This is a genomic window from Alistipes sp. ZOR0009 (assembly GCF_000798815.1).
Lineage (GTDB): Bacteria > Bacteroidota > Bacteroidia > Bacteroidales > ZOR0009 > Acetobacteroides.
The window spans coordinates 20,873-37,862 of the sequence record NZ_JTLD01000015.1 but is presented as its reverse complement, the minus strand read 5'-3'; the positions used below and the strand labels follow the sequence as shown (position 1 = coordinate 37,862).

The window sequence follows — 16,990 nt, the reverse complement described above, 5'->3', positions numbered from 1 at the left end:
CGCTTTTTAAGTGGAAGCAGAAAATAAAGGGGCTTTTTAGAGGAAAATCGATACTGCTCGACAGCTAGAGCGCATACGCCACCAGTATACCCCATCGCTCAACCCAAAAGGTTGGGCGATTTTGCGTTTATATGTGCATGATTGCTAGCGACCTGCAGCAAATAGCCATCTACCGACGGAAAAGAACCAACGGACTTCGGAAAATTAGCATCTACCACTGGAAAATAGCCAACGGACTTCGGAAAACACCTTCTACCGACGGAAAATGACCAACGGACTTCGGAAAATTGGCAACTACCTCTGGAAAATAACCAACGGACTCCGGAAAACGCCATCTACCGACGGAAAATAGCCAACGGACTTTGGAAAATGACCATCTACCTTCGGAAAATCGGTAGCTACCTACAGAAATTTGAGGATGGAGTATTCCTGACCCCCATCGTAAAGAAGAGCTGGCTCCAAATAAAAGTACGGCTTGGCGATAGTTGGGCTCTGGGATACAAAAAAGCCGCATACTTTACTTAAAAATATGCGGCTAGGGTTTAATTAATTCTACTTTGTATCGTTTTTCCCTTTCTGTTCCTTATATCCTATTTGGACAAGTGCCCGTTGGTAGGTAAGCTTATCCGCATCGAGCTTGTTTGGAAGCATGGCAGAAGCCAGCTTGGAGAGGTTGATAACCTCGTCGTAAAGGACCTCTAGCTTTTCGGATATTGCCGCAGAAATATCCTTTTTCCCCACCTTTAGCACCTCCTGCTCGGTATTAAGGGTGTAAAAAGTTTCGGAAAACGAGCAAACCCGATCTAGGCAGGCATCATCTATCCCCACGTTTGAGAGCTCCGTTTTTAGGGTTGGCGTAAGATTCTTATCAAAGCAGGTAAGCATTTCTACCAGCTCCACCTGCGAGGCCTTTCCAATCTGCTTTACAAAAGTGAGCCCGAGGGTCGAAAGGATGCGGTCGCGCTTGATAGGCTCGTTGCGGAATTCGATTTCGACCTGGGTTTTAACCACCTGTAGGGCCGATTTAGCCTCCTGCTCGGTGGCCTGCACCTGCTCGGTCTTCTCCTTTAGTAGGAAGGATGGATCGATGGCAAACTCGTTTTTTAGGATGGAGTCGATGGTGTCGATTAGGGTTTTGAAGTAAGCTTCGTCCCATTTGGCGCGAACGGCCTTCATTTTATCGACCATGGCCAGCGCATTTTCTGCAATTAGCCGTAGTGCAAGTAGCATTTGCACCGAAGTTCCCTTGTAAGAATGTGTTTTCATAAGTTATATAGGTATTGGTCAAAAATTCGTCAGACATCACCAAAAATAGCTAATTAGTTAATATAAAAATAGTATTAACAAAATATTTTTTAACTTTTATTTTCAGCGAATGGCTATTTACAAGCCAGTTGACCGAATTACCAGCTCACCACAGTGCACAAAGAGCCCAACTTTAGGGTAGCACCCCGCCAGCAAGACACCATCCGTCCGTTAATTTTATTTGACAATGCACCATGGTGAAACATCTAGCGAATAGCCTATTTTTGTGTCGAGAAGACCATTTATAGCAAGAAAAGCAGGCCCAAAGGGCTGCAGGCAGAGATTTGAATCGCTGGCCTCCTTTCGAGCAGAAGGGAGGCGGGTCCAAATAATCAACCAAAATCATTTTTTAATGAAGAAAAACACCATTTTAACCATTACACTAGGCCTGTGCCTAGGGCTCGGCAACCAAGCGCTGGCCCAGTACGACAAGGCAGCTAGGGTTGTGTACAAAACCTACTCCAACGGCAAGGACGTTAGCGGCGACAGCTACACCGAGCTGGTGTACGCCAACGGAGCGGCCCGAATCCAAACCGTTAAGCCGGGTGGAAATCGGATTGCCGAGGTGCCCAAGGAGGCTACCTACATCGACTTTGGCAAAGAGAGCATCTACCAAATGGCCGATCTCTACACCGGCAAGCGCGTGAGCACCGTTACCGAATTCGCCAAACTTCCTAAGTTCGAGGTAACCAGCGAGACTGAAACCATCCTCGGATTTAAGTGCAAAAAGGCCAAGGCGGTGCTCTTCTCGAACACCATTGAAGTATACTTTACCGAAGAAGCAGGCGTAAAGGGCTCGCCACAATCGTCGTACTGCCCCAATAGCGGGTTGGTGCTAAAGGTGGTGCGCAACGGCAACAGCATGGTAAAGGCCGAAAAGGTGGAGTATCTGAAGAAGAAGCAGATCCCAACATCGGTTTTACCAGCATCTTATGGCGATATAATGCCAGACATCCGCTACCGCTCGATGGTGGTAGGGAGCTACATCAAAACCGTAGACGTGTTTACCAACGAGCAAATCTGCTGGGGCTCTACCCGAGTAAATCCGAGCAACGAGGAGGCCGCAAACGAAACCTTCAGCTACGCCGGAGGAACGGTAATCATGAAGAAGGTTAAGCTTCCTAAGGTGCCACAAAGCGCCAACGCCTTTGTGGAGCTGGTACAGTACTCCAACGGCGATGCCTACGACCGTACCGGATCTATCTTTATTGTACCTACCGACAAGAAGCAGTCGTTTATGGAAGGCATCAGAAAAGGGGCTAAAGTTCTTCCTATATACACCGATAAGCAGGGCAAAGAGTATCCTGGCGTGGTGGCAACCCCCGAGTTCTCGCCTATTATTGAGCTAATGCGCTTTTTTACCAGCTTTGGTGTTAAGCATTTTAACGGATACCGCGCTGTAGAAGGGCTAAATTGGAGAGATTCCTCGTTCTTTAAGCAGGATGTAACCGAGCTGCTACCAGCCCTTGAAGGCGAAGTATGGGTTGGTGCCTTTATTGGCAACTACGATAAGGGAGGCCACAAGGTATCGCTAAAGATAAAGTACCATCTAAATGAAACAGAAATAAGTAAGGCTCCAGAAAAGAAGTACTGGATTAAGCCTATTTTTGCCACCATCAACGTGCTAGAAATGGGCGGACAACCCTACTCGACCATGTTTAAGGACGACTCGTTACGCGTAAAGTTCGACGTTCCGAAGGGCGTTAAGAACGTTACCCTACGCTACATTACCACCGGACACGGCGGATGGGACACCGGTGATGAGTTTGTTCCTAAAAGAAACGAGCTGTTCCTTGATGGTAAATCGATTTACAGCTTTACCCCTTGGCGCACCGACTGCGGTACCTACCGCGAGTATAACCCTGCATCGGGGAACTTCTGGAACGGCATCTCGTCGTCCGATCTAAGCCGCTCGGGCTGGTGCCCAGGCACGCTAACCAATCCGGTTTACGTACCTATCAGCGGCCTATCAGAGGGAATGCACGAGATGAAGGTTTACATTCCTCTTGGCGAACCAGAAGGATCGAGCTTTAGCCACTGGTGCCTATCGGGCGTGCTAGTTGGCGAAATTGAATAGGCAATTCCGCCAAAATATACGAGAAAAGGCATCCTTGAGGATGCCTTTTCCTATATCATAAAGCCATGTTACTCGGCTTTTCCTTTCAGATATTTGATGATGGCGGCAGAATCTAAATCGCCCAAGCCCCCATCGAGCGCATGCTGGTAGTTTTCCTCTATGGTAAGCCCCACGTTGGTGCTTAACCCCTGCTCCTTTGCCAGGCGCAAATCTTTGGCCAAATGCTTTAACGCAAAAGCGGGTGCAAAATCGTCATTCACCAAGTTGCTGGTTTTTATTTTACTGATTCCGCATCCCATGGCACCTTCGTTCAGAATAGCCATCATGTCGGATGTGCTGATGCCGCTCTTGTTGGCAAACAGCGTCATTTCGGCCATACCCTCGAAGTAGAAGGCTAGCATCAGATTTATGGCCAGCTTTGCGGAGTTTCCAGCGCCATTATCGCCTAAAAATAACGACAGCTTACCAAGTACATCAAAAATTGGCTTTGCCGTATTGTAGGCCAACCGGCTTCCGCCTACCATAATCACCAGCTGCCCATCCTGCGCCGGCTTAACGCTTCCAGAAACAGGAGCATCGAGGTACAACATCAGCTCCACCTCTGCCTTGTAGGCTAAATCCTTCGAGGTTTCGGGCGAAACGGTGCTCATATCAACGCAAACTTTCCCGCTAAGTCCTTTGCAGGAGAAAACGCCGTTAGGGCCGTCATAAATTTCCTTTACGGCGGCATCGTCTGACACCATGGTTACAATTACGTCGGCAAAAGCCACCAGCTCCGCAATGGAAGCTGTTGGTTTAGCCCCCAAATCGACAAGCGCAGCCATCTTTGCCTCGGTGCGGTTGTAAACCGCCACCTCAAAGCCTGCTTTAATCAGATTGGCGGCCATGGGTGCCCCCATATTTCCTAAACCAATCCAGCCAATACGTAAACTCATTACTTAATAATTATTTCTTCTGATGAGTATATATCAAGAACATCCCCATCAAAAACGGGGTACTTAATCCACATGGTTTGGCGAATGGGCTCCCCGTTAACCTTTATAGACATTCCAGGAATGCGTTTTATTGAAAGAAGCCCTAGCAAGTCGCCTATTTTTACAATTTCGCGGTCTATTTCGACCTCTTTTCCGTTTACTATTAGCTGCATGGCAAAAAATTTTGTTAGAACAAAGGTAGCTTTTTAGTGATGAAGATGTAAGCAGAATAAAAAGAAGTTAACCATAATTCTTGCAACCACTCGTACCATTAAAATGTTACAATCGCCTAAGAGCATCAAACATTTTAAATTTTGTCTTGTTAAAGAGGCATTAAAATTCAGATAAACAAAATAAAATGCCACATTTCGAACTTAAAATGCCCAAGTTGGGCGAAAGTGTTGAGCAGGCAACCATAACCAAATGGTTTATAAAAGAGGGGGATGTTATAGAAGAGGAACAATCTCTACTCGAGATTGCCACCGATAAGGTAGACTCTGAAATCCCTTCGCCTGTTGACGGAAAAGTTGTAAAAGTGTTCTTTAAGGAGAACGACTTGGTTGCAGTAGGTACGGTTATCGCGCTCATCAACACAGATGGTAGCGACGAATCGGAGGTGCCAAGCACATCCGAAGAGGTACCAGCCAGCACCACTGCTGCTGCTACAGCCTCAGCTGGCGGTAAGGAGGAATCTTCCGACGCGTCTCAAGCAACCCGCTTCTACTCTCCGCTGGTAAAAAGCATAGCCAAACAGGAAGGAATTAGCGTTGCAGAGCTAGAGCAGCTACACGGTTCTGGTGCCGAAGGAAGAGTTCGCAAGGAGGATATCCTAGGCTACCTCGAAAATCGAGGCTCTGCTCCTGCTCCAAAAACTGCCACGCAGGCTCAGGTACAACCACAAGCACAAGCGGCGGCACCTGCTCCTGATGCTCCAAAAGTAAAAGTAAACGTATCTGTTGGAGCAGAAGATACCGTAGTAGAAATGGACCGCATGCGCAAGCTAATAGCAGAGCATATGGTACACAGCAAGCATACCGCAGCCCACGTAACAGCAATGGTGGAGGTTGATATGCAGAATGTGGTGGATTGGAGAAACAAAAACAAGTCGGGCTTTGAGAAACGCTACGGAGTAAAGCTAACCTACATGCCAATATTCATGGAGGCCGTAGCTAAGGCGCTTAGAGATTTCCCTGCCGTAAACGCATCTGTAGATGGCGATAAAATCATCTACCGTAAAAATATCAACCTAGGGATTGCCGTTGCGCTTCCAAGCGGAAACCTTATCGTTCCGGTGGTTCGCAACGCCGATTTACTTAACGTTGCAGGACAAGCAGCAGAGCTTAACCGCTTAGCCAGCAATGCGCGCGACGGAAAGCTTTCGCCTGATGATATCCAAGGAGGAACGTTCACTATTTCGAACTTTGGCTCTTTCAACAACGTTATGGGAACCCCCATTATCAACCAGCCTCAAGTTGCCATTCTTGCAACAGGAACCATTGAGAAAAAGCCAACAGTGCTAGAAACACCTCACGGAGACATGATTGTTGCCCGCCAAAAGATGTTCCTATCGCTAAGCTACGATCATAGAGTGGTTGATGGCATGCTTGGAGGTAACTTCCTTCGCAGAATTGCCGATTACCTGGAGCAATTCGACATTAATAGAGACATATAATTTGAAAAGTAATGGAAAAGCGAAAAGATAAAAAATACGGGATAGCACAAACCCCCAAGGAGACACTTGAAAAGTGGTACTACCTGATGGCTCTTGGTAGAGCAATTGACGATAGAGCCCCAAATTACCTCAAGCAAGCCATTGGGTGGAGCTACCATGCCCCTTATGCTGGTCACGACGGTATTCAGCTCGCTATTGGGCAAATTTTCGATAAAGAACACGACTTTCTGTTCCCATACTACCGAGACATGCTTACAGCCATCTCTGCAGGTATGACTGGCGAGGAAGTTATCCTAAACGGTATATCAAAAGCAACCGACCCGTCAAGCGGTGGTAGACACATGAGTAACCATCTTGCTAAGCCAGAATGGAATATCCACAACGTATCTTCAGCCACAGGGAATCACACGCTTCATGCGGCAGGAGTTGGACGCGCACTTAAATACTACCAGTCAAAAGGCGTAGCAATTAGCTCCCAAGGAGAATCATCGGTATCCGAAGGATACGTTTACGAGGCAATTAACGGAGCTTCACGCGAAAAGCTACCTGTTATCTTCGTTTTTCAAGATAACGGCTACGGGATATCCGTACCAAAAGAAGACCAAACAGCCAACAGAAAGGTTGCCAATAACTTTGTTGGATTCAAAAACATCCGCATAATGCACTGCAACGGCAAGGATGTTTTCGATTCGATGAACACCATGGTGGAAGCAAAAGAATGGGCTATTGCCAACCAAATGCCTGTTATTGTACAGGCTAACTGCGTTCGAATGCACTCGCACTCCAATTCAGACCGCCACGAGCTATACCGAGACGAAAACGAGCGCAGCTACGTAAAGGAATATGATCCTTTTGCGAAGTATCGTAGGCTACTGGTTCGCTATAATAGGCTTACAGAGCAGGAACTTCAAAAAATTGATGAAAAGGTAAAGGAAGAGGTAAAAGCAGCACATAAAAAGTCAATGGCAGCGCCCGATCCTGATCCTAAATCCATCTACGATTTTGTCGCTCCAGAGCCTTACAAGCCTACCAAATGGATAGATGGAACGCACAACGAATCAGGCCAAAGCAAAAAGCTTATAGAAGGAATAAACGAAACACTAAAAGCGGAATTTAGGCATAACCCAGATACCTTTATTTGGGGTCAAGACGTTGCCAATAAGGATAAAGGGGGCATTTTTAATGTAACCAAAGGAATGCAGCAAGAATTTGGTAAAGGTCGCGTATTTAATGGTCCTATTGCCGAAGACTTTATCCTTGGAACCGCTAATGGGATGAGCCGCTTCAACGAAAAAATCAGAATCGTTGTTGAAGGTGCCGAATTTGCTGACTACTTCTGGCCAGCAATGGAACAGTACGTAGATACCTCGCACGACTACTGGCGCAGCAACGGGAAATTTAGCCCGAACATCACCATTCGTTTAGCATCAGGCGGTTATATCGGTGGCGGATTATACCACTCGCAAAATATAGAAGGCGCATTGGCTTCCATCCCTGGCGTACGTATAGTTTATCCCTCATTTGCCGACGATGCAGCAGGTTTACTTCGCTCTTCGATGAGATCTAAAGGGTTGACCCTGTTCCTTGAACCTAAGGCGCTATACAACTCTCCAAAAGCAGCAACAGTTGTCCCTGATGATTTTGAAGTTCCGTTTGGAAAAGCACGTATTCGTAAAGAGGGCAATGATATTACCATTGTAACTTACGGAAATACAACGCACCTCAGCCTCGAAGCTGCAGAACAAATTGAAAAAGAAACAGGCAAAACCGTTGAAGTTGTAGATATTCGTTCGCTCGTACCTCTGGACAAGGAAACCATACTCGAGTCTGTTAAAAAAACCAACAAGGTGCTTGTTGTGCACGAAGACAAAGTTTTTGGAGGATTTGGAGGCGAGATAGCAGCAATGATTGCCAATGAAGGCTTCCAACATCTAGATGCTCCAGTACGCCGAGTTGGTTCAACCTACACACCTGTGGGCTTTAACAGAATCCTTGAAGCAGCAATACTTCCAGACATGAAACGTATTTACGATGCTGCAAAAGAGATACTTGATTACTAACTATTAAAATATCGATTGAAGATGAAAAAAAACGCAATCATATATAGCTTCAGGGCGCACAAAACGAGTAAAGCGGCCGAAAAAATCGCCGAATACTTTGGAGAAGGTATCGAGAAAGTTGATGCCGACACCATTACTTCCGACCTTTTTTTAAAGTATGACAACTTAATACTAGGTGTTCCAACATGGTTTGATGGTGAGCTACCCAGCTATTGGGATGAGTTTGTACCCGCCATTGAAGAGATGGATTTAAGCAAGAAGAACATAGCTATTTTTGGAAACGGAAACCAAGTTGACTACCCCGAAAATTTTGGTGATGCTGTGGGCGTTATGGCTGAAATTATTGAATCACAAGGCGCAAATATTGTAGGAAAAACATCCACTGAAGGATACGCCTATGAGTCCTCTTTAGCCGCAAAGGATGGCGTGTTTACTGGTTTAATCCTAGATTTCGAAAATCAGAATAAGCTAAACGACAAGCGTATCTCAAGTTGGGTTGATTCCCTAAAAAAGGCTTTCAGATAGAGTAAACCAGAGTTAATACAGCGATGTTAAACCCCTAAAATGTGATATTATTAGGGGTTTATTGTTAATAATCCCTTTTGCATTAAAGAAACACCTCCATTGGCATAACATAACTTCAATACAGGCTGTTCTAACTATTGACCTAGGAGAAGGTATTAACCAGTAATACGGTGAACAGATGGCAGAGATTGAAGGTCAGGAAAGTAATGCTCTAGTTCCACTAATGCTAGATGACACCATAAGCGAATTCGTTAAAGACATACTTGAAGGACTAAAATCTATTCCCAAATATTTACCCTTCAAATATCTATACAGCTTACCTGCTGACTCTCCGTTTCAAGAATTACACAAAAGGGAAGAATACTATATAAACAAGTGCGAGATAGAAATAATTGAGAATGAGAGCAAACGCATTTTAGAGACGTTCAGCAAAAAAGGAAGATTTAAGTTGATCGATATTGGAATCTCTGAGAATGATAAAACACGCCTTTTGCTTGACTATTTTTGGAAAAACAGCGCCACCTTTGACTATATCCCAATAGCAGACTCCAACCACGATCTTGAATATATTGCGGTTGATATTTGGAATAGCTATCCTACCATGAACATATTTCCGTTAGCAGGTGATTACAGCGAAATACTTCACGATTTAAAAGCGGACAAAACACGTAAAGTTGTCATCTTTTTAAGCAAAAAAATAGAAAATTATCGATTCAATGAGGCAATTGAAATCCTTCAGGATCTAAGCAGCACGCTTAATATTGGAGATTTGGTACTAATTGGCTTTGACTTGAAAAAAGACCCAAGGATCATTCAAAATGCAATGAATGACAAGCATGACGTTGCAAAAGCAATCTATTTGAATTTTTTAGAACAAATAAGCAATACTCTTTCAGGAAATATTGATCCCAACAATTTTATTCATCAATCCTGTTACGATCCCGAAACTGGCGAATACAAAAACTACCTGGTAAGCACTATGGATCAAACCGTAAGGTTTTCATTAATTAATGAGAATATTCCATTCAAAGCATGGGAAACGATTCTTATTGATACTTATAAAAAATACGAGGAAGAAGAAATCTACTTTCTGGAACTTTGTACTGGATTTACACCGTCGCTCTATCTCTACGATGAAAAACATTACTTTTTGCTATCGATTTGGCAAAAAAATGCTTAACTATGCGCCTCATATTCGGAATTTTGAGAAAATGGATCACATAAATAAAGTAATCACCCTTTTCGACCAGCAGCAGTATCAAGCGGCTCTCGACGAAATAACGTTGACCCAAGAATCGGGGGTTGAATCATTTGAACTATACCTCTACCAAGGTAGAATCTACAAAAAAATGAGCAAGTATGGCGATGCCATAAACGCATTGAATAAAGCCAGAAGTCTAACCCCTACAGATCCTAGACCCGACAGTGAAATTGGCCTAATAAATAGTATACTGCAGATCACAAACAACTTTTACTACGAAAATCCATACACCGACCTAGATCTCATAGAAGGCCTGTAACGATTAACTATCAAGTATTTAAAATAAAATTTTCTACCACTAGAATTTTTATTTGAAAAAATAGTTGCAGTTTTAATAAATCATGCATATACTTGCAACGATATAAAAACGAAAAAATGAACTTCAATTTACAGAATACTCAAGCATGGTGGTGGCGCAACAAATACTTGTTGTGTTAAGCCGTTATGCCTAAAAGTTAGATGTAAATCAAAATACCCAAGGGGCTCGCTTAGCACAAGCGAGCCCCTTTTTTATTTACCCCACAACAAAACAATGAAAACAAAATACGCACTAAAGAAGCAAGCATTAAAACTTCCAGCGGACACTCATACCCCAGTTGGAATTTACCTGAAGTTACGAGATGCTTACCCTGGAACTATCATGCTTGAATGCACAGATTACAGCTCCCAACAAAATGCATTTTCGCACATATGCCTCAATCCTATACTCGGAATCGAGGTCAATGAAAATGGATTTACATCCTACCTCCCCAACCTTGAAAGAAAAACAGATGGTATAGCGGAGTTAGCTAAGCAAGTAGATGACTTTATAGGCACCATCCAAATAGAAGGAAATGAAGATAGCGACATTGACGGCCTGTTCGGATTTACCTCGTTTGATTGCGTTTATCTATTTGATAAATTTTCCCCTTCTATTGTAGAAAAAGCCTCTACAAACAGAGAAATTCCATTTCTACGCTACGATTTATACAAGATTGTAATCACCATAAACCATTTTAACGACACCCTCATTATTACAGAATTTTATAATGATGATACACCATACCAGTTAACAGAAAGCGTTGCTGCACGACTAAGTAATCACAACTATAATTCTTATCCTTTTGGTGTTATTGGAGATGAAGTTGAACCTCTTGCAGATACCACCTATAAGAAAATGGTTACTAAATCTAAAGAATATTGCCAACGAGGTGATGTCTTTCAACTAGTTGTATCAAAGCCTTATCAACAACAATTTATCGGCGATGAGTTTAATGTTTATAGAGCATTACGCTCAGTAAACCCCTCTCCTTACCTATTCTACTTCGATTACATCGCTTTTAAAATATTTGGATCATCACCAGAAGCACAACTTAAGATAAGCGATGGAAAAGCGACGATTAACCCCATTGCAGGAACAGTACAACGAACAGGAAATAGCCTGCTAGATATAGAACTTACGAAAGAGCTTATTAGCAGCCCCAAAGAAAATGCCGAGCATGTAATGCTTGTGGATTTAGCTCGTAACGACCTAAGCAGATGCTGCAATAATGTTACCGTAGAAACATACAAAGAGATACAAACATTCTCGCATGTAATTCATCTCGTATCTACTGTAACAGGAGACATTACCCGAGAGATTACACCATTCACGCTATTTGCCAAAACATTCCCAGCAGGAACCCTAAGCGGTGCCCCAAAACATAAAGCGGTTGAGATAATATCAGCATTAGAACCCACACAAAGAGGCTACTACGGAGGAGGAATTGGCTATATTGGTCTAAATGGAACAATAAATCACGCTATCACCATTCGTTCATTTTTTAGCAAGAACGGGACACTTACCTATCAAGCAGGGGCAGGTGTAGTAATAGACTCTACGGAAGATGGAGAACTTCAAGAAGTCAACAACAAGTTAAACGCGCTACGTTCATCTCTTTTAAGTGCTGCAAACTATTCAAATATCTAGCTATGGCAAACATACTCGTTTTCGACAACTACGATTCTTTCACTTATAATTTAGTGCATTACGTACGAAGTGTAGGTGGCCACAAGGTCGATGTGTACCGCAATGACGAAATTTCGTTAGAAGATATCGAAAGGTATGATGGAATTATTCTCTCTCCAGGACCAGGAATTCCTTGTGAAGCGGGACTACTACTTCCTCTTATTCGCCAATATCATAAAACGAAACGAATATTTGGAGTTTGCCTAGGCCAACAAGCCATTGCAGAAGCATTCGGAGGTAGCCTTGAAAATCTAAATACCGTATTTCACGGAGTTGCAACCCCAATCAAGATAAAAACGCCATCTCATTATATCTTTAAGAACTTACCCACAAACATTGAAGTTGGTAGGTACCATTCGTGGATAGTTTCTAAGAAAACACTTCCTAGCTGCTTAACAATTGAAGCAGAAGATGAGAATGGAGAGATAATGGCACTTAGCCACAATGAATATGATGTTTCCGGAGTTCAATTTCATCCAGAATCTGTTTTAACTCCATTAGGTTTCCAAATAATTGAAAGTTGGATAAGTAAGTTCTGATAAGCATAAACTCCTTTTAAGTAAACTACACAAACAAAGAGAGAAAGACTCCAAACGTGTGGTCTGGGTATACTTACGCTTTTTTTAAAAAATTAAAACAACCAAAACTAACTGAATTTCAATATGAAACAATTAATAAACAAGCTAATTGACCATCAAAAGTTATCTGAGGACGAAGCCAAGACGCTTATGTATAAGTTAGCCCACAACGAGGCTAACGAGGCTCAAATGTCTGCAATATTAACGGCATACATTATGAGAAACATAACAATAGAAGAACTACAAGGATTTAGAAGCGCTCTACTAGATTTGGCTAAAGGAGTAAATCTAAATAATGGAAATACTATTGATCTCTGCGGAACTGGTGGAGATGGTAAAAATACCTTCAATATTTCCACCATTTCATCCTTTGTTGTAGCTGCAGCAGGAATACCCGTAGCCAAACATGGAAACTATGGAGTTTCGTCCATAAGTGGCTCTTCAAACGTAATGGAGTATCTAGGTTACAAATTTTCTAACGATGAAGCAAAACTTCAACATGAGCTAGAAAAAGTAAACATCTGCTTTATGCATGCCCCACTATTTCATCCAGCACTAAAGGCGGTTGGCTCTGTAAGAAAGCAGCTTGGTGTAAAAACAATTTTCAACCTACTAGGGCCTGTTGTAAATCCAGCAAATCCTCATTTCCAACTAAGTGGAGTCTACAGCGCCGAAGTTGGACGTGTTTACACCTACTTACTTCAATCTCAAGAAAAACAGTTTTCCGTAGTTTACTCTCTTGACGGGTATGATGAGGTATCCTTAACCTCACCTATTAAGCATTTTAGCCAAAATGGAGAAACCCTGATAGACTTTGTACAATACGGATTCTCCAAATTAAAACCAATAGATATCCAAGGCGGAACAACTATCGAAGAGTCGGCAAATATATTCCTAAACATTTTAAACGGGAAAGGAACAACGGCCCAAAATGAGGTTATAATAGCAAACTCTGCATTAGCAATTTGCTGCTATAATAAGGCCATTTCGCTAAATGAATCGATAGCCTTGGCTAAGGAAACACTGCTATCGCAAAAAGCCCTTAGATCATTTAAGCAACTAATAAACATGCAGTAGTATGAGCATACTTAGAGAAATAGTGATGTCGAAAATGGAAGAAGTAAAGCATCGAAAGTGTATACACACCATCCAATATTTTGAAACTACTCCTAACTTTCAAAGAATAGGACTTTCACTAAAAGAACATCTTCTCGATCCTGAGGATTTAGGGATTATTGCTGAGTTTAAGAGAAAATCGCCTTCTAAAGGTGTGATAAATACCAACGCAAAGTTTGAAAATATTGTCAAAGGATATGAGGCTTATGGAGCTAGTGCTATCTCTATACTAACAGAATCAGAATACTTTGCAGGAAGTGACATCGATTTAATAGAGGCGAAGAGGCTTACCAATATTCCAATACTTAGAAAAGACTTTGTTGTCGATATTTTTCAGATAGCAGAAGCAAAAGCAATCGGAGCTGATGCCATTCTTCTAATTGCTGAAATACTTGAAAAGGAGCAGCTAAATGACTATTTAAGTTATGCCCACTCAATAGGTTTAGAGGCGCTTATTGAGGTTCATACCGAAAAAGATTTGGAAAAACTTCCAATGCAAGCTCAAATGGTTGGAATTAACTCCCGAAATCTCAATACGTTTAATGTAAACCTATCACATGCTACAGATATGCTAAGCAAGCTCCCAAAATCTGTCGTTACAATTGCAGAAAGCGGAATTTCGAGCATTGATGATTATTTAGCATTAAGACGAGCTGGGTTTAACGCATTTCTTATAGGTGAATTATTTATGAAACAACCACAGCCAGAGGTGGCCTGCAACCAATTTATTTCTTCTATTAGAAAAGAATTGCATAATACTGATAACGAGGTTTTATACTAAAAAACAGGTATATGGACAAAAATGAACTCCTAGTTAAAGTATGTGGCATAACAGATGCTGCAAATGCAGAGGAAATTGCAATGCTACAACCCAATATGATGGGGTTCATTCTTTACCCCAAATCAAGTCGCTATATAGATTTTCTTAAAGCTAAAGAGATAATAGCTCTACTACCAAAAGGAATAAAAAAAGTGGCGGTTCTCGTAAATGAACCGTTACATAGGGCAAAACAAATTGCTGATAGCAGAACATTTGACATACTTCAGCTACATGGGAATGAGAGTATCGAGTATTGCCAATCACTAGCAACTCGAATCCCTATAATGAAAGCATTTGGTGTCGTAGATCAACTTCCTGCAGAACTAGAAGCCTACAGCAGGTGCTGTACCTATTTCCTTTTTGACACAAAATCAGAAAACTATGGCGGAAGTGGCCAAAAATTTAATCATGAAATACTCAAACAATACAGCAACAATCTTGAGTTTCTGATTAGTGGTGGAATCGATCTAGATGATATAGATTCAATTATAGGACTTAAACACGAAAAGCTAAAAGGGATTGATATCAACAGCAAATTTGAAGAGATTGCTGGAATCAAGGATGTAAACAAAGTAAAAAAACTAATAAAGAAGATAAAACAATGTACAAGGAAGTAAATGAACATGGATACTACGGAATATATGGAGGTGCATATATTCCAGAAATGCTTCAAAAGAATGTTGATGAACTAAGAGTAAAGTACCTAGAAATTACTCAAGATTCAAGTTTCAAGGCCGAGTTTGAGGATTTAATGAGAAACTATGTTGGTCGTCCAACCCCTCTTTTTCATGCAAAGAAGCTATCAGCAAAGTATGGCTTTAAAATATACCTTAAACGCGAAGATCTATGCCATACAGGATCCCATAAACTAAACAACGTAATAGGTCAAGCACTATTGGCCAAGCGGTTAGGTAAGAAAAAAATAATAGCAGAAACAGGGGCAGGCCAGCACGGCGTTGCATCAGCAACTGCCGCAGCTCTATTGGGGCTGGAGTGTACTGTCATCATGGGCGAATTAGACATGCAGCGTCAGCAGCCAAATGTAATGCGCATGAAAATGTTAGGTGCAGAAGTCATTCCCGCAACAACTGGAACAAAAACGTTGAATGATGCTTGCAACGAAGCTATTCGATACTGGATGTCAAACAACGAAAATACCCATTACTTGCTAGGGTCGGTAGTTGGGCCGCATCCCTACCCTGATATGGTTGCAAAGTTTCAGTCTATAATAAGCGAAGAAATTGCGAAACAACTTCTGAATTTGGAAGGTCGCTCCCATCCAGACGCTATTCTAGCCTGCGTAGGGGGAGGTAGTAATGCGGCTGGCGCATTTTACCATTTTATTGATGACCAACGTGTAGCTCTTTATGGTGCAGAAGCAGGCGGATGCGGCCCTGATTCTGGAAAAACAGCAGCAACGTTGACCATTGGAACGGATGGTATTATTCATGGATTTAAAACAATCCTAATGCAAACCGAAGATGGCCAAGTCTGTGATGCACATTCAATTTCGGCTGGATTAGATTACCCTGGAGTTGGTCCTCTTCATGCTCATTTACATAGCACCCGAAGAGGAGTTTATCTTCCGATAAATGATGAAGAGGCTATTAAAGCAGCCTTTGAGTTAACCCGCGAAGAGGGTATTATTCCTGCATTAGAGTCTTCCCATGCGCTAGCCCTTCTACCTAAATTAAAGATGAAACCGACCGACATTGTTGTTGTCAACCTATCGGGCCGCGGCGATAAGGACATGGCTACCTACATTGAAGTTATGAATAACATGTAAAGGAATAAGCAATGAGCAGAATAAAAGCACTTTTCGCTTCAAAATCAAAAAAAATACTTTCTGTCTACGTTACAGCTGGTTTTCCTAGCTTAAATGATACCATTTCTGTAATAGAAGAGCTCGAATGTAATGGAGTTGATATGGTTGAGTTAGGTATTCCCTACTCCGATCCAATTGCTGACGGACCTACAATTCAAGAATCGTCGGCCATCGCCTTACAAAATGGAATGAGAATAAAAGTGCTTTTCGAACAGCTCAGCGAATTACGCCAACGAGTATCTATACCAGTAGTGCTTATGAGCTACTTCAATCCTGTAAATGTTTTTGGATTCGAAAAATTCTGCCAATACGCATCCAACGTTGGTGTAGACGGACTTATTATTCCAGATCTTCCTTGCTATGAATATGAAGCAATGAAATACGATAAGATTGTAAACAAAAACAACCTCACGTTCAATATGCTCATAACTTCTGAGACACCCGAAGATCGCATTCGGAAGATTGACAAAATGACAAGCGGTTTTATCTACATGGTAAGTACAACGGCCACAACGGGAGGCACCAACGGTATATCAGAATCACAAATCAGCTACTTTAAAAAAGTGTCTGAAATGAACCTAAAAAATCCACTTATGGTAGGATTTGGTGTTCACAACAAACAAACCTTCGAGGAAGCAACATCCTTCTGTAATGGAGCAATTATAGGAAGTGCCTTTATTCGAATCTTAAGAAAAAGTTCTAATATAGAAAACAGCATCAAAGAGTTTGTTTCATCACTAAAAGGCTAACGATAAAGCCATTTATCGCAAAAACTAGCAAAAAGCCACTC

General features: G+C 42.2%; 17 protein-coding genes. 14 read left to right on the top strand and 3 right to left on the bottom strand.

Annotated elements, in window-relative coordinates:
- The first annotated feature begins 137 nt into the window (after positions 1 to 137).
- Positions 138 to 269 (top strand): hypothetical protein, encoded by a 132-nt coding sequence (locus L990_RS20505; protein WP_262480642.1) that lies wholly within the window; start codon positions 138 to 140, stop codon positions 267 to 269.
- 283 nt (positions 270 to 552) lie between these two features.
- Here the strand turns inward: L990_RS20505 and L990_RS05180 are convergent, their stop codons facing one another.
- Positions 553 to 1,266, bottom strand: a complete 714-nt coding sequence (locus L990_RS05180) for a hypothetical protein (protein ID WP_047446224.1) — start codon at positions 1,264 to 1,266, stop codon at positions 553 to 555.
- A gap of 391 nt (positions 1,267 to 1,657) precedes the next feature.
- On the opposite strand from L990_RS05180, the gene L990_RS05175 reads away from it, so the two are divergent.
- Positions 1,658 to 3,382: a PNGase F N-terminal domain-containing protein gene (locus tag L990_RS05175; protein WP_052180756.1), complete on the top strand. Its 1,725-nt coding sequence runs from the start codon at positions 1,658 to 1,660 to the stop codon at positions 3,380 to 3,382.
- Positions 3,383 to 3,450: 68 nt separating this feature from the next.
- Here the strand turns inward: L990_RS05175 and L990_RS05170 are convergent, their stop codons facing one another.
- Entirely contained in the window at positions 3,451 to 4,317 is an 867-nt protein-coding gene (locus L990_RS05170) for an NAD(P)-dependent oxidoreductase (RefSeq protein ID WP_047446223.1), read from the bottom strand.
- Positions 4,317 to 4,529: a MoaD/ThiS family protein gene (locus L990_RS05165; RefSeq protein WP_047446222.1), complete on the bottom strand. Its 213-nt coding sequence runs from the start codon at positions 4,527 to 4,529 to the stop codon at positions 4,317 to 4,319. The genes L990_RS05170 and L990_RS05165 overlap by 1 nt, the downstream gene beginning before the upstream one ends.
- Positions 4,530 to 4,714: 185 nt before the next feature.
- On the opposite strand from L990_RS05165, the gene L990_RS05160 reads away from it, so the two are divergent.
- The 12 genes from L990_RS05160 to trpA all read left to right on the top strand — a co-directional run bounded on the left by L990_RS05160 (position 4,715) and on the right by trpA (position 16,949).
- Positions 4,715 to 6,028, top strand: a complete 1,314-nt coding sequence (locus L990_RS05160; RefSeq protein WP_047446221.1) for a dihydrolipoamide acetyltransferase family protein — start codon at positions 4,715 to 4,717, stop codon at positions 6,026 to 6,028.
- An 11-nt stretch (positions 6,029 to 6,039) separates the two neighbouring features.
- Positions 6,040 to 8,088, top strand: a complete 2,049-nt coding sequence (locus L990_RS05155; protein ID WP_047446220.1) for a thiamine pyrophosphate-dependent enzyme — start codon at positions 6,040 to 6,042, stop codon at positions 8,086 to 8,088.
- A gap of 21 nt (positions 8,089 to 8,109) precedes the next feature.
- Positions 8,110 to 8,613 (top strand): flavodoxin, encoded by a 504-nt coding sequence (locus tag L990_RS05150; RefSeq protein WP_047446219.1) that lies wholly within the window; start codon positions 8,110 to 8,112, stop codon positions 8,611 to 8,613.
- Positions 8,614 to 8,791: 178 nt separating this feature from the next.
- Complete coding sequence (locus L990_RS05145) at positions 8,792 to 9,793, top strand: L-histidine N(alpha)-methyltransferase (RefSeq protein ID WP_047446217.1); 1,002 nt, start codon at positions 8,792 to 8,794, stop codon at positions 9,791 to 9,793.
- Positions 9,786 to 10,133 carry a tetratricopeptide repeat protein gene (locus L990_RS05140; RefSeq protein WP_047446216.1) on the top strand — a complete coding sequence of 116 codons (348 nt, stop codon included), beginning with the start codon at positions 9,786 to 9,788 and terminating at the stop codon, positions 10,131 to 10,133. The genes L990_RS05145 and L990_RS05140 overlap by 8 nt, the downstream gene beginning before the upstream one ends.
- Positions 10,134 to 10,406: 273 nt before the next feature.
- Positions 10,407 to 11,822, top strand: a complete 1,416-nt coding sequence (locus L990_RS05135) for an anthranilate synthase component I family protein (protein ID WP_047446215.1) — start codon at positions 10,407 to 10,409, stop codon at positions 11,820 to 11,822.
- A gap of 2 nt (positions 11,823 to 11,824) precedes the next feature.
- Complete coding sequence (locus tag L990_RS05130; RefSeq protein ID WP_047446214.1) at positions 11,825 to 12,400, top strand: anthranilate synthase component II; 576 nt, start codon at positions 11,825 to 11,827, stop codon at positions 12,398 to 12,400.
- Positions 12,401 to 12,523: 123 nt separating this feature from the next.
- Entirely contained in the window at positions 12,524 to 13,516 is a 993-nt protein-coding gene (gene trpD, locus L990_RS05125; RefSeq protein WP_047446211.1) for an anthranilate phosphoribosyltransferase, read from the top strand.
- 1 nt (position 13,517) lies between these two features.
- A complete protein-coding gene (gene trpC / locus L990_RS05120) occupies positions 13,518 to 14,336 on the top strand; it encodes an indole-3-glycerol phosphate synthase TrpC (RefSeq protein ID WP_047446209.1) in 819 nt (272 codons plus the stop codon).
- Between the two features lie 11 nt (positions 14,337 to 14,347).
- Entirely contained in the window at positions 14,348 to 14,992 is a 645-nt protein-coding gene (locus L990_RS05115; protein WP_047446207.1) for a phosphoribosylanthranilate isomerase, read from the top strand.
- Entirely contained in the window at positions 14,977 to 16,161 is a 1,185-nt protein-coding gene (trpB, locus tag L990_RS05110) for a tryptophan synthase subunit beta (protein WP_047446206.1), read from the top strand. The genes L990_RS05115 and trpB overlap by 16 nt, the downstream gene beginning before the upstream one ends.
- 11 nt (positions 16,162 to 16,172) lie before the next feature.
- The gene (gene trpA / locus L990_RS05105) at positions 16,173 to 16,949 is read left to right on the top strand and encodes a tryptophan synthase subunit alpha (RefSeq protein WP_047446203.1); all 777 of its coding nucleotides are present in this window, start codon (positions 16,173 to 16,175) and stop codon (positions 16,947 to 16,949) included.
- The last annotated feature ends 41 nt before the right edge of the window (positions 16,950 to 16,990 follow it).

Excerpts from the sequence above, each read along its gene's own strand:
- L990_RS05115 (WP_047446207.1), top strand. The coding sequence starts at position 14,348 with ATGGACAAAAATGAACTCCTAGTTAAAGTATGTGGCATAACAGATGCT.
- L990_RS05180 (WP_047446224.1), bottom strand. The coding sequence starts at position 1,266 with ATGAAAACACATTCTTACAAGGGAACTTCGGTGCAAATGCTACTTGCA.
- L990_RS05145 (WP_047446217.1), top strand. The coding sequence starts at position 8,792 with ATGGCAGAGATTGAAGGTCAGGAAAGTAATGCTCTAGTTCCACTAATG.
- L990_RS05160 (WP_047446221.1), top strand. The coding sequence starts at position 4,715 with ATGCCACATTTCGAACTTAAAATGCCCAAGTTGGGCGAAAGTGTTGAG.
- L990_RS05175 (WP_052180756.1), top strand. The coding sequence starts at position 1,658 with ATGAAGAAAAACACCATTTTAACCATTACACTAGGCCTGTGCCTAGGG.
- trpD (WP_047446211.1), top strand. The coding sequence starts at position 12,524 with ATGAAACAATTAATAAACAAGCTAATTGACCATCAAAAGTTATCTGAG.
- L990_RS05155 (WP_047446220.1), top strand. The coding sequence starts at position 6,040 with ATGGAAAAGCGAAAAGATAAAAAATACGGGATAGCACAAACCCCCAAG.
- L990_RS05165 (WP_047446222.1), bottom strand. The coding sequence starts at position 4,529 with ATGCAGCTAATAGTAAACGGAAAAGAGGTCGAAATAGACCGCGAAATT.
- trpA (WP_047446203.1), top strand. The coding sequence starts at position 16,173 with ATGAGCAGAATAAAAGCACTTTTCGCTTCAAAATCAAAAAAAATACTT.
- L990_RS05140 (WP_047446216.1), top strand. The coding sequence starts at position 9,786 with ATGCTTAACTATGCGCCTCATATTCGGAATTTTGAGAAAATGGATCAC.
- L990_RS20505 (WP_262480642.1), top strand. The coding sequence starts at position 138 with ATGATTGCTAGCGACCTGCAGCAAATAGCCATCTACCGACGGAAAAGA.
- trpB (WP_047446206.1), top strand. The coding sequence starts at position 14,977 with ATGTACAAGGAAGTAAATGAACATGGATACTACGGAATATATGGAGGT.
- L990_RS05130 (WP_047446214.1), top strand. The coding sequence starts at position 11,825 with ATGGCAAACATACTCGTTTTCGACAACTACGATTCTTTCACTTATAAT.
- L990_RS05170 (WP_047446223.1), bottom strand. The coding sequence starts at position 4,317 with ATGAGTTTACGTATTGGCTGGATTGGTTTAGGAAATATGGGGGCACCC.
- trpC (WP_047446209.1), top strand. The coding sequence starts at position 13,518 with ATGAGCATACTTAGAGAAATAGTGATGTCGAAAATGGAAGAAGTAAAG.
- L990_RS05150 (WP_047446219.1), top strand. The coding sequence starts at position 8,110 with ATGAAAAAAAACGCAATCATATATAGCTTCAGGGCGCACAAAACGAGT.
- L990_RS05135 (WP_047446215.1), top strand. The coding sequence starts at position 10,407 with ATGAAAACAAAATACGCACTAAAGAAGCAAGCATTAAAACTTCCAGCG.